Source organism: Novosphingobium aerophilum (assembly GCF_014230305.1).
In the GTDB taxonomy this organism is placed as follows: Bacteria; Pseudomonadota; Alphaproteobacteria; order Sphingomonadales; family Sphingomonadaceae; genus Novosphingobium; species Novosphingobium aerophilum.
In genome coordinates this window covers 1-10,906 of sequence record NZ_JACLAU010000060.1, presented here as the reverse complement: position 1 = coordinate 10,906, position 10,906 = coordinate 1, and the positions used below count along the sequence as shown (strand labels likewise).

The 10,906-nt window shown below is 70.5% G+C and carries 13 protein-coding genes and 1 pseudogene; 6 read left to right on the top strand and 8 right to left on the bottom strand.

Annotation, left to right across the window (positions count from 1 at the left end; translation table 11 throughout):
- Positions 1-112: pseudogene (locus tag H7F49_RS18120) on the top strand (IS110 family transposase); the annotation flags it as partial.
- Between the two features lie 173 nt (positions 113-285).
- On the top strand, positions 286-1,125 hold the full coding sequence (locus H7F49_RS18115; protein ID WP_185684973.1) for a hypothetical protein: 840 nt from the start codon (positions 286-288) through the stop codon (positions 1,123-1,125).
- Between the two features lie 517 nt (positions 1,126-1,642).
- On the opposite strand, the gene ruvB is transcribed toward H7F49_RS18115, so the two are convergent.
- From ruvB to H7F49_RS18080, 7 genes are all read right to left on the bottom strand, one after another.
- The gene (gene ruvB, locus H7F49_RS18110; RefSeq protein ID WP_185684972.1) at positions 1,643-2,671 is read right to left on the bottom strand and encodes a Holliday junction branch migration DNA helicase RuvB; all 1,029 of its coding nucleotides are present in this window, start codon (positions 2,669-2,671) and stop codon (positions 1,643-1,645) included.
- A gap of 323 nt (positions 2,672-2,994) precedes the next feature.
- Positions 2,995-3,597, bottom strand: a complete 603-nt coding sequence (gene ruvA / locus H7F49_RS18105) for a Holliday junction branch migration protein RuvA (protein WP_185684971.1) — start codon at positions 3,595-3,597, stop codon at positions 2,995-2,997.
- A gap of 173 nt (positions 3,598-3,770) precedes the next feature.
- Positions 3,771-4,247 (bottom strand): crossover junction endodeoxyribonuclease RuvC, encoded by a 477-nt coding sequence (gene ruvC / locus H7F49_RS18100; protein WP_185684970.1) that lies wholly within the window; start codon positions 4,245-4,247, stop codon positions 3,771-3,773.
- Positions 4,248-4,265: 18 nt separating this feature from the next.
- Positions 4,266-4,847: a hypothetical protein gene (locus tag H7F49_RS18095; protein WP_185684969.1), complete on the bottom strand. Its 582-nt coding sequence runs from the start codon at positions 4,845-4,847 to the stop codon at positions 4,266-4,268.
- 91 nt (positions 4,848-4,938) lie between these two features.
- On the bottom strand, positions 4,939-5,682 hold the full coding sequence (locus H7F49_RS18090) for a YebC/PmpR family DNA-binding transcriptional regulator (RefSeq protein WP_185684968.1): 744 nt from the start codon (positions 5,680-5,682) through the stop codon (positions 4,939-4,941).
- 362 nt (positions 5,683-6,044) lie between these two features.
- Entirely contained in the window at positions 6,045-6,281 is a 237-nt protein-coding gene (locus H7F49_RS18085) for a DUF2312 domain-containing protein (protein ID WP_185680642.1), read from the bottom strand.
- Between the two features lie 96 nt (positions 6,282-6,377).
- Positions 6,378-6,710 carry a DUF1244 domain-containing protein gene (locus H7F49_RS18080; protein ID WP_185684967.1) on the bottom strand — a complete coding sequence of 111 codons (333 nt, stop codon included), beginning with the start codon at positions 6,708-6,710 and terminating at the stop codon, positions 6,378-6,380.
- A 69-nt stretch (positions 6,711-6,779) separates the two neighbouring features.
- On the opposite strand from H7F49_RS18080, the gene pyk reads away from it, so the two are divergent.
- The gene (gene pyk, locus H7F49_RS18075; protein ID WP_185684966.1) at positions 6,780-8,234 is read left to right on the top strand and encodes a pyruvate kinase; all 1,455 of its coding nucleotides are present in this window, start codon (positions 6,780-6,782) and stop codon (positions 8,232-8,234) included.
- Between the two features lie 6 nt (positions 8,235-8,240).
- Positions 8,241-8,792, top strand: coding sequence for an HIT family protein (locus tag H7F49_RS19695; RefSeq protein ID WP_185684965.1), 552 nt, complete (start codon positions 8,241-8,243; stop codon positions 8,790-8,792).
- On the opposite strand, the gene H7F49_RS18065 is transcribed toward H7F49_RS19695, so the two are convergent.
- Entirely contained in the window at positions 8,789-9,463 is a 675-nt protein-coding gene (locus H7F49_RS18065) for a YggS family pyridoxal phosphate-dependent enzyme (RefSeq protein ID WP_185684964.1), read from the bottom strand. The genes H7F49_RS19695 and H7F49_RS18065 overlap by 4 nt on opposite strands.
- Before the next feature lie 22 nt (positions 9,464-9,485).
- Between H7F49_RS18065 and H7F49_RS18060 the strand changes: the two genes are divergently transcribed.
- Both H7F49_RS18060 and H7F49_RS18055 read left to right on the top strand, forming a co-directional pair.
- Positions 9,486-10,076, top strand: coding sequence for a thiamine phosphate synthase (locus tag H7F49_RS18060; protein ID WP_185684963.1), 591 nt, complete (start codon positions 9,486-9,488; stop codon positions 10,074-10,076).
- Positions 10,077-10,132: 56 nt separating this feature from the next.
- Positions 10,133-10,906: DNA translocase FtsK 4TM domain-containing protein (locus H7F49_RS18055; RefSeq protein WP_185684962.1), on the top strand; the 774-nt coding region annotated here is incomplete at its 3' end.

Sequence of the window (10,906 nt, the reverse complement as noted above, 5' to 3'; positions counted from 1 at the left end):
CATGAAAACCGCAGGAAAACCCCCAAAGGTCGCTCTCGTCGCCATCATGCGAAAACTCATCACAGCCCTCAACGCCATGATCCGCAACAAGCAGAAATGGGCTCTCGCCTAGACGGTTGCTCCCCCGCTGGGGGAAGATCTTGAAACCTCCGCGCCCCACCCTGCACGGACATCACGCTTCCCTCTCCCCCCGTGCGGGGTCGCTGCGCGCCGGCAACAGAAAAGGCCCGGGATGGCCCGGGCCTTTCGTGTCGAACCTGTTGCCCGGATCAGGCCGCGGCGGGCTTGCGCGCGGCGCGGCGGCGGGCGACGAGGGTCGCGGCGCTGGCGCCGAACAGCAGGAGCATCGGCGGTGCCGGGACCTCGGTCCCGCCGGTCGAGCTGGTCGACGAGGTGGTGCTCGACGAACCGTTGCTCGAGCTGGAGGTCGACGAGGACGTCGAGGACGAGGTCGAGGACGACGTCGAGCTCGAGCTGCTGGTCGAGCTCGAGGTGGACGATGACGACGAGGTCGAACTGCTGGTCGACGTGCTCGTCGAGACATTCCCCGACGAGGTGCTGGTCGAGCTGCTGGTCGAGACGTTGCCCGAGCTGGTGGACACGTTGCCCGAAGACGAGCTGGTCGAGCTGCTCGAGGACACGTTGCCCGACGAGGTCGACACGTTGCCCGAGCTGGTCGAGACATTCCCCGAGCTGCTCGAGACGTTGCCCGACGAGGAGCTCACATTCCCCGAGCTGGTCGAGACATTGCCCGAGCTGGTCGAGGTGCTGGTCGAAATGTTCCCGGATGAGGTGGAGGTCGATCCGCCCGAGGTCGAGGTCGAGCCGCCGGAGGTCGAGCTGGATCCGCCCGAGGTCGAGCTGGAACCGCCGGTCGAGCTGGTCGACCCGCCCGAGGTGGAGCTGGAGGTCGATCCGGTGCTGGTCGAGGTGATCACCACCGACCCGCCGCCGCCGCTGCCGCCGCCGAAGAACCCGCCGAAGAACCCGCCGCCGAAGCCGCCACCGCCACCCCAGCCGCCACCGATCACCACCGGGGTGCTGCCGCCACTGGCCGGGGCCGGCGGGAGCGGCGGCATCAGCGGCACGGCGGCCATGGCCACCCGCTGCTGCGGCGGCTCGTAAGTCGTCGTCCGGGTGATGACCCGGCGGATGCGCTTGACCGTGCGCGGCGCGGCCGCAATCCGGCGATGAGCCTGGGCGGTCGCCGTCCGGGCCACCTTGGCGTGCTTGACGTACTGCGGCCGTCCCGCCTTGGGGGCTTCAGCCACGTGCACGGCGCCGCCACCCAGCAGCGCACCACCGGCTGCCAGGGCAGCAATCTTCGCAAGGGCCGTCCGAACCGACATAACGTTTCTCTCTTCGTTCCGGGGGCGGACAAGGTGCCGGGGTTGGATGGGCCCACCCCGGCGTACCTCCGCCCCACTCGCACAAACGCAGAGTGATCCGGCTACGACAATCACGTTAACCGATTCTCTAGGCTCGAAATTGCCGAATCCGGGCCGATCGCAGGACCCGGCTGCGAAGCTGTCCCGCTATGGCACCGATCGGGGCCAATACTTAGGCGCGCGGTTACCTTGTCGGGCCGTGGCGGAGCGGCCCGAGCCGCCGGTCGGTTAGTCGACCGGTTCAGGCGACCGGTTCAGTCGACCTGGTCGAACAGGCCGCCGATCGATCCGCTGGGCGGGGTCAGGCCAAGATGCTGCCAGCCGCGATCGTTCAGGCACCGGCCCCGCGCGGTTCGGGCGACCAGCCCCAGTTGGATCAGGTAGGGTTCGACCACCTCCTCGATCGTGTCGCGGGGCTCGGACAGGCCGGCAGCCAGCGTTTCCACCCCGACCGGGCCGCCCTTGTAGATCTCGGCGATCATCCGCAGGTAGCGGCGATCTTGCGCGTCGAGCCCGATCGCGTCGACCTCCAGCCGGGTCAGCGAATCGTCGGCGATGGCGCGGGTGATCGTCTCCGCGCCGGCGACATGGGCGAAGTCGCGGACCCGGCGCAGCAGCCGTCCGGCCACGCGCGGGGTGCCGCGGGCGCGGCGGGCGATCTCGGTCGCCCCGCCGGCGTCGATGCCGATGCCCAGCAGTCCGGCCCCGCGCGTCACCACGCGTTCCAGCTCGGCCACGCTGTAGAACTGCAGCCGCACCGGGATGCCGAAGCGGTCGCGCAGCGGGGTCTGCAGCAGGCCCTGCCGGGTGGTCGCCCCGATCAGGGTGAAGGGCGGAAGATCGATCCGCACCGAGCGCGCCGAGGGCCCCTCGCCGATCATCAGATCGAGCGCGCGATCCTCCATCGCCGGATAGAGCACCTCCTCGACCACCGGATTGAGCCGGTGGATCTCGTCGATGAACAGCACGTCGCCGTGTTCCAGATTGGTCAGCAACGCGGCCAGATCGCCCGCCTTGGCGATCACGGGGCCGGAAGTGGCGCGGAACCCCACCCCCAGCTCGCGCGCGACGATCTGCGCCAGCGTGGTCTTGCCCAGCCCCGGCGGGCCGAAGAACAGCACATGATCCATCGCCTCGCGCCGGCTGCGCGCGCTCTCGATGAACACGCGCAGGTTGTCCTTGGCGGCGGCCTGCCCGACGAATTCCGCCAGCGTCTTGGGCCGCAGCGCGGCGTCGACGTCCTCGGCCTGGCGTTGTGGGGTGAGGAGGGGGTTATCGGTCATCTATGGCGGCACTCGCCTTCGCCGTGGTCCCAGGCTCCGCCCGCGTCAAGGCAAGCGTCAATGTCCAGCCAGTGGTTGATCCGCACGGCCGCCATCACGGATGCCGCCGCGGTAGCGCACACCGCCAGAAGGATGGCTCTACGCTTCATCGCTCGCTCTCTGCCCCGGCCGGGATGGATCCTGAAACAAGTTCAGGATGACGGGGGGAAGGGTTGGGCTCGGCCGCCGAATCTGTGTCGAAACCGACCTTTCTTCGTCACCCTGAACTTGTTTCAGGGTCCATCTCTCACCTCGGTCAGGTCCATGGTTGACAGGCAAGAGCATCACCCCGCTGCCCGCTTCAACGCCACCCGGATCAGGTCGTTCAGCCCGGCGCCCTCGCCCAGCTCGTCCATGGCCCGCGCCACGGCATCGGCGGCGACCTGCGGCTTGAACCCCAGGTTCTGCAGGGCCGAGACGGCATCGTTGCTGGGCGTGCCGGCCGGGGCGGACGCCACCGCCGCGGCGCCCGGGGCGGTGGGCAGGGCGCCGGCCTTGTCCTTCAGTTCGTTGACGATCCGGGTGGCGAGCTTGGGCCCCACCCCGTTGGCCCGCGCCACCATCGCGCTGTCACCGCCGGCGCAGGCGCGTTGCAGTTCCTCGGTGGTCAGCGCCGACAGGATCGCGAGCGCCACCTTGCTGCCCACCCCCTGGATCGCGGTGAGCAGGCGGAACCAGTCCCGCTCGGCCGCGCTGGCGAAGCCGATCAGGCGGATGTCGGTCTCGCTCACCTGTTGCTGGGTGAACACCGTGCAGCGATCGCCGCGCACGCCCAGGTGGCTGAGCGTGCGGGCCGAGCAGAACACCAGATAGCCCACGCCGCCCACGTCGATCACCGCCCAGTCGGCGCCGAAATCGTCGAGGAGGCCGGTGAGCTTGGCGATCATGGTTTGTTCCTATGGCAGGGAACGATTCGCGGGGCAAGCGGGGCCGCGCGCTGTCCTACATGTCCGTCCCATGTCACACTGCGCGCGGTTCTTTCCCATCGTCGGACGATTGCGCGTGGGCAAACTTCACTTTGCCATTCGCACATGCGTGACCTTTGTGAAGTTCGCCCCCGCTACCGATGACTGCCCAGCATGTTGGCATGGGTGATCGCCACGGCCAGGGCATCGGCCGCGTCCTCTCCGGCCAGCGCCACGCCCGGCAGCAGGACCTTGAGCATGGCCTGGATCTGGTGCTTCTCGGCCCCGCCGGTGCCGACCAGCGCCTTCTTGATGACCTTGGTCGAATACTCCGCCACCGGCATGCCCGAGCGGGCCAGGCTGAGCATGGCGACCCCGCGGGCCTGGCCCAGCTTGAGCGTGGACTGCGGGTTGACGTTGACGAAGACCTCTTCCACCGCGCCGCTGTCGGGCCGGTGGCGCAGGATCACGTCGGTCAGCTCGGCGTCGAGCTGGACCAGCCGCTCGGCCATGGACAGCTTGGCATCGGTGCGGATCTGGCCGTTGGCGACATGCGACAGCCGGCTGCCGGACTTGGCGACCAGGCCCCAGCCGGTGCAGGTCAGGCCGGGATCGACCCCCAGGATGATCATGCCCGCCCCGGCGCCGGTTCAGAACCACGCATCGAAGGGACCGTCCGGGGTTTCGCCCAGCTCGGCCTCGGGCGGGGCGAGCCGGGTCACCGCCTCGACCAGGCTGGGCGCAAGCGTGGCCCCGGCGCGGCAGGCCAGGGTCCGCTCGCCGACCGTCGGGCCCTGGACGGCGATGCCGGAATAGGTTCGCCCGGGCCGGCTGGCCAGCGCGCCGTCCTGCCCGCGGAACACGATGTAGTCGGTCTGCCCGTTGGTGAAGCGGACATGCTCCTGGTATCCGCCCGCCCCCTGGCCGCGGACATGGCCGGTGTGGATGTTGCTCCAGTCGGCGGTGCTGGCCAGGTCGATCGCGGGCCGGCCGGGCGGGCCATAGCGGTAATGGACCGCCGCGGCGCGCCAGCAGATGCTGCCGATGGCCGGGCGGGCGGGCGGGCCGAAGCGGCACGAATAGATCACCCGCTCGCCGGCGCGGCACTGGCTGGCCGGCACCGGCCCGGCGGAACCGGCGGGAGCCGGCGCGCCCAGGGCCAGTGCGGCGCCGACCAGGCCCAGCAGTGCGGCGGGGCGCAGCAGATCGTCCAGGGCGGCGGGACGGGTCATGGTCAGACCTTCAGCCCCAGCCGCGGGCCGATCTCGGCAATGGCCACCGCCAGCACGCCGGACACCAGCGCCCTGGCGGCCAGGGCCCACATCAGCCCAGCTTCTCCATCACCTCGTCCGAGATCTCGTAATTGCCCCAGACGGTCTGCACGTCGTCATCGTCGTCCAGCGTGTCGATCAGCTTGAGCAGGGTCCGCGCGGTGTCCTCGTCGACGTCGGTCTTGAGGTTGGGCTTCCACGCCAGCTTGACCGCCTCGGCCTCGCCCAGGGTCTTTTCCAGCTCGCGCGCGACGGGGTGGAGGTTGTCGATCGAGACCCAGATCGAATGGCTCTCGCCATCGCTCTCGACATCGTCGGCGCCGGCCTCGATCGCGGCCTCGAGCACCTTGTCCTCGTCACCCACCTTGCCGGGATACTCGATCAGGCCCAGCCGCTCGAACCCGTGGCTGACCGCGCCGCTCGCACCCAGGTTGCCGCCGTTCTTGGCGAAGGCGGTGCGCACGTTGGTGGCGGTGCGGTTGCGGTTGTCGGTCAGCGCCTCGACGATCAGGGCCACGCCGCCGGGGCCGTAGCCCTCGTAGCGCACTTCCTCGTAGTTCTCGCCATCGCCCTTGCTCGCCTTGTCGATCGCGCGCTGGATGTTGTCCTTGGGCATCGACTGGGCCTTGGCCGCGTTGACCGCGGCGCGCAGGCGCGGGTTCATGTCCGGATCGGGCATGCCCATCTTGGCCGCCACCGTGATTTCGCGGCTGAGCTTGGAGAACATCGCCGAGCGCTTTTTGTCCTGCGCGCCCTTGCGATGCATGATGTTCTTGAATTTGGAATGGCCTGCCATGGTTCTTCTGCTGCTGGTTGCGGCGATTGCGCCGCCCCCTAGCCGAGACGAGCCGTTCCGGCAATCGGCCGTTGTCGCCGGTGGCCCGCGGGCCGGGTCGGATCACGGGCGGGGCGGGCGGGACGACTTGCGGTTGCGGCCGGGACGCTGGAAGCCTCGGGTCAGGCCCAGGGCGATCAGGATCCGGCGCAAGAGGAGCCGCAGGGTCATCGGTTGACCACCTTACCGGCCAGAGGGATGGATGCAGGCATGGGCAGGGCTCCTCGCTGGGGTATGCGGGAGCAACCCCAGCCGGCCCGACCCGTTCCGCCAGCCGCCCCGGCCCGGGCTTTCGCCAGGGCCGGGCGTGCCGGCGCCGGGGCTCACTCGATGCCGAGGGCGTTCTTGTAGGTTTCCAGCAGCAGTTCCATCTCGCGCCGGTCATCAGGCTTCAGCTTCCGCAGGCGGATGATCTGGCGCATGATCTTGGCATCGTAGCCGGTGGCCTTGGCCTCGGCGTAGACATCCTTGATGTCGTCCTGGATGCCCTTCTTCTCCTCTTCCAGGCGCTCCACGCGCTCAATCAGCAGGCGCAGGCGATCGTCGGCGGCATCGGCCATGAATGGTCTCTCCGGTTAGGCAAAGGAATCGGTTGCGGGCCGATAGCCGGGCGCGGGGATTCGGGCAAAACGCCGCCTGTGGAAATCGTGGCCGGTCTAGCCTGCCGCGTTGCGCTGGAGGCTGGCCTCCATCCGGGCGAGCTGTTCGGGCGTGGCCTCGGTCTGGAAGCGGGCCTTCCATTCGGCGGCGGGCATGCCGTGGATCACTTCGCGCGCGGCGGCCTTGTCCAGCGGGGCGCCGGCCTCGACGATCCAGTCGGCCAGACAGTTGCGGCAGAACCCCGCCAGCCCCATCAGGTCGATGTTCTGGGCATCATGGCGATGGCGCAGGTGCCGCACCAGCCGGCGGAAGGCCGCCGCGGCCTGGGCATCGTCCAGCGCCTCGAGGGGATCCCCGAGTTCCGCATTCGTATTTTCGGAACAGCTCATCTGTCAGAGTCCTTGGGTTTTTCCGGTCGGCTTGGCATAGGGCACCGGGCAAACGGAAGGAACCACCACGTGGCGAAAACAGACCACCGCGGCCGCAAGGTCAAGATTCTCGCCACGCTGGGCCCGGCCAGCCGCAGCCCGGAAATGATCGAGCGCCTGCTCCAGGCGGGGGCCGATGCCTTCCGCGTCAACATGAGCCATGGCGATCACGCCACCCACGCCGAAACGATCGCCAACATCCGCGCCGCCGAAAAGCACTTCGGCCGGCCGATCGCGATCCTGTGCGACCTGCAGGGCCCCAAGCTGCGGGTCGGCACCTTCGCCGAGGGCAAGGTGCTGATCCGCCACGGCGCGCATTTCACGCTCGACCGCGATCCCACCCCCGGCACCGATGAGCGCGTCTGCCTGCCGCACCCCGAACTGTTCGGCGTGCTGCAGAAGGGCCAGCGCCTGCTGATCGACGATGGCAAGCTGCGCCTGCGGGTGATCCGCGCCGAGCCGGAATCCATTCTCTGCACCGCCGAGGTTGGCGGGTTCATTTCCGACCGCAAGGGCGTGAACGTGCCCGACGCGGTGGTGCCGGTCCCGGCGCTGACCGAGAAGGACCGCCGCGACCTGGCCTTTGCGGTCGAACACGGCGCCGACTGGATCGCCCTGTCCTTCGTCCAGCGTCCCGAGGACGTGGCCGAGGCGCGCAAGCTGATGGGCGGCTATGGCGCGCTGGTCGCCAAGATCGAGAAGCCCGCCGCGCTGGATCGGCTGGACGAGATCATCGAACTGGCCGACGGGATCATGGTGGCGCGCGGGGACCTGGGGGTCGAGCTCAACCCCGAGGAAGTCCCGCCGCTGCAGAAGAAGATCGTCGAGGCCACGCGCCGCTCGGGCAAGCCGGTGATCGTCGCCACGCAGATGCTCGAGTCGATGATCGAAAGCCCGGCCCCGACCCGCGCCGAGGTGTCGGACGTGGCCAATGCGGTTTACGACGGCGCCGACGCGGTGATGCTCTCGGCCGAGACCGCCAGCGGGGCCTGGCCGGTCGAGGCGGTGACGATCATGGACCGCATCGGCAAGCAGGTGGAGGCCGATCCGGGCTACGCCGCGCGCGTCCACTTCACCGCGGTGCGCCCCGACGCCACCACCGCCGACGCGCTGGCCCAGGCGAGTGCGACGATCGCCGAAACCGTGACCCTTGCCGGGATCATCGTGTTCACCGGTTCGGGTTCGACCGCCCGCCGCGTCGCGCGTGAGCGGCCCGCCGTGCCGATGCTGGTGCTCACCCCTTCGCTCAAGACCGCCCGCAAGCTGGCCCTGCTGTGGGGCGCCCATGCGGTGAACACCCGCGACATCGGCTCGTTCGAGGAGATGATCGCCAAGGGCAAGCGCATGGCCCTGCGCCACGGCTTCGGTTCCGCCGGCTCCAAGCTGATCACCCTGGCCGGTGTTCCCTTCGGCACCCCGGGTTCGACCAACCTGCTGCACATCGTGACGCTGGTCGGCAACGAGCTCGAAAAGCACCAGGGCTGAGGCGGGGTGGACCGGGCCGGGCTGGCGCGCGCCGCGGCGACGATCGTCGCGGCGCTCGGCCTCCTCGGCGTCTCCGCCGGCGCTGCCGCCCAGCCCGTCGCGCCGGCCCATCCGGTCGTGCCAGCGGCGGCGCCGCTGCGCTGCCCGCTGGCCGGGTCATATGATCCGGCCAACCCCTTCGCCAGGATCCTGCGCGGCGAGGCGCCGGTCTCGCTCATCGCCGAGGATCGGCTGGTGCTCGCCTTCGTCCCGATCGACTGGCAGAACCCCGGCCACGTCCTGATCATTCCGCGCCGGGCGGTGCGCAATGTCGAGGGTCTGAACGATCGCGAATGGCTTGCCATCCTGCACATGGCCCGGCGCATCGCCCGGGCCCAGCAGACCGCCTTCGGCAGCACCGGCTACACGCTGCAGCAGAACAACGGCCGCAACCAGGAGGTCTGCCACGCCCACGTGCATGTCGTCCCGAACTCGCCGCCCGATCCGGTAAAGCCGGCAACCCGCGCCCAGCAGGACGCCATCGCCGCGAAGCTGCGCGCCGCGCTGCCCCCGCTCTAGCCGCGCGCGCCGAACAGCGCCGAGCCTACCCGCACGTGGGTGGCGCCCAGCATCACCGCGGTCTCGAAGTCGTCGCTCATCCCCATCGATCGCCCGGCCAGGCCATGGTCGGCCGCCAGTTTGTCGAGCAGGGCAAAGAACGGCGCGGCCTCGATCCCGGCGGGGGGCACGCACATCAGCCCGGCCACCGGCAGATCGGCATCACGTGCTGCAGCGAGCAGGGCGGGCAGGTCGGCGATCGCGCAGCCGCCCTTCTGGGCCTCGGCGCCGATGTTCACCTGGACGAAGCAGGGCACCCGGCGGCCGGCCTTGTCCATCGCCCGGGCAAGGGCGGTGAGCAGCGAGGGGCGGTCGAGCGAATGGATGCAGTCGAACAGGCGCACGGCGTCCTCGGCCTTGTTCGACTGGAGCTGGCCGACCAGGTGCAGCGCGATCCCGGTGTGCGCCTCGCGCAGGGCCGGCCACTTGTCCTGGGCCTCCTGCACGCGGTTCTCGCCGAAGCAGCGCTGGCCCGCGGCGATCAGCGGGGCGATCCGTTCGGCCGGATGGGTCTTGCTCACGGCGATCAGCGCGATCTCGGCTGGATCGCGACGGGCGATACCGGCGGCCTGGGCGATCCGCGCGCGGACATCGGCAAGCGCCGTTTCGGGCAGGGTGTCTGGCTGTTCCATCGCGCCGCGCTATAGCGTGCCCATGCCGCCGCGCCAGAGCCTCCGGTCGATTCCCCAGTTGTGGCTGGTTTCCGACCTGCGCACCGATGCCGGGCTGGAGCCGGCCTTGCGCCGCCTGCCGCGCGGGGCGGGGCTGGTCTTTCGCCATTATCACCTGCCGCCCGCCGAACGCGCCGCGCGGTTTCGCCAGTTGGCCCGGCTCTGTCGGCACCGTGGGCTCGTCATGGTCTGGGCCGGGACCCCCGCCGCCGCCCGCCGGGTGGGGGCGGACGGGGTCTATGGCGCGGCGGGCCAACTGACCCGGGGCGCGGCCATGCTGCGGCTGGTCACCGTCCATTCGCTGCGTGAACTGGGCGCGGCACGGCGGACCCGGGCCGATCTGGTGCTGATCTCTCCGGTCTTCCCGACCCGCACCCATCCCGGAGCCCCCACCCTGGGGCCGCTGCGCTGGCTCACCCTGGCCCGGCACAGCCCGGTTCGGCCGATCGCGCTGGGCGGGATGACCGCAGCCCGGGCCCGGCGGCTGCCCGGCCATGGCTGGGCGGCGATCGACGGACTGGCGGATCACCCGCGACGCACCGGGAAAAGCCCCGGGAATCCGAAGGATTCTTGACGAGGAGTCACCGGCAGGCGCATTAAGGCGCGTCGCAGGAGGAAGGGCGAAGCAGCATGGCTACTCAGGCACTCGGTTCAGGCGGGCCGCCGCGCCGCGCCTCCGGGGGCGGCTGGCGCGCGGTGATCCGCCGCTCGCTGCGGCGTGCCTCCGAACTGGCCCTGGCCCTGCTGCTGTTCGGGGCGGCGCTGTTCGTTGCCCTGGCCCTGGTGTCCTACCACCAGACCGATCCCTCGGGCTCCACCGCCGCGGGCGGAATTCCGCTCAACTGGATGGGCGCGCCGGGCGCCTGGGTGGCGGATCAGGCGCTGTTCCTGTTCGGCCCGGTCGCCATCCTGCTGGTGCCCCTGCTCTTCGTCTCGGGCCGGCGCTTGTGGCGCCTGGCCGAAGCGCCCGCAGCCGGCGACCGGACACGCGACGAGGATGAGGAGGCCGTGCCCCCGGTCAAGGCCTGGTGGCGCACGGCCCTGCTGCTGCTGGTGGCCATGGCCCTGCTGGGGACCGTCCTCAGCCTGACCTTCACCGCCCCGGGCGGATCGCTGCCGGCAGGCATGGGCGGGCTGTTCGGCCTGCTCGGGGCCAAGGGCCTGCGCGCGCTTGCCGCCCTCCTGCCCGAAGCCGGGCGCGGCTGGGCGATCCTGGCGGCGGCTCTGGTCTGTCTCGGCATTGGAGCGGTGCTGATCGGCCGGATCTTCGCCATCGACTGGGCCGGGCTGCTGACGGTTCCGCACGCGCTGCGTCGCCGCCCGGCGCCCCGCGCGCCCGCGCAGTTCCAGGGGCTGGATGCGCCCGCCCCCGAGCCGCGGCCGGCGGCCCGCCCGGCGGCGCCG

What these genes read in the sequence shown, in the direction of transcription:
- ruvB (WP_185684972.1), bottom strand. Translation starts at nt 2,671, where the DNA reads ATGACCGATAACCCCCTCCTCACCCCACAACGCCAGGCCGAGGACGTC.
- ruvA (WP_185684971.1), bottom strand. Translation starts at nt 3,597, where the DNA reads ATGATCGCCAAGCTCACCGGCCTCCTCGACGATTTCGGCGCCGACTGG.
- ruvC (WP_185684970.1), bottom strand. Translation starts at nt 4,247, where the DNA reads ATGATCATCCTGGGGGTCGATCCCGGCCTGACCTGCACCGGCTGGGGC.
- H7F49_RS18095 (WP_185684969.1), bottom strand. Translation starts at nt 4,847, where the DNA reads ATGACCCGTCCCGCCGCCCTGGACGATCTGCTGCGCCCCGCCGCACTG.
- H7F49_RS18090 (WP_185684968.1), bottom strand. Translation starts at nt 5,682, where the DNA reads ATGGCAGGCCATTCCAAATTCAAGAACATCATGCATCGCAAGGGCGCG.
- H7F49_RS18085 (WP_185680642.1), bottom strand. Translation starts at nt 6,281, where the DNA reads ATGGCCGATGCCGCCGACGATCGCCTGCGCCTGCTGATTGAGCGCGTG.
- H7F49_RS18080 (WP_185684967.1), bottom strand. Translation starts at nt 6,710, where the DNA reads ATGAGCTGTTCCGAAAATACGAATGCGGAACTCGGGGATCCCCTCGAG.
- H7F49_RS18065 (WP_185684964.1), bottom strand. Translation starts at nt 9,463, where the DNA reads ATGGAACAGCCAGACACCCTGCCCGAAACGGCGCTTGCCGATGTCCGC.
- H7F49_RS18060 (WP_185684963.1), top strand. Translation starts at nt 9,486, where the DNA reads ATGCCGCCGCGCCAGAGCCTCCGGTCGATTCCCCAGTTGTGGCTGGTT.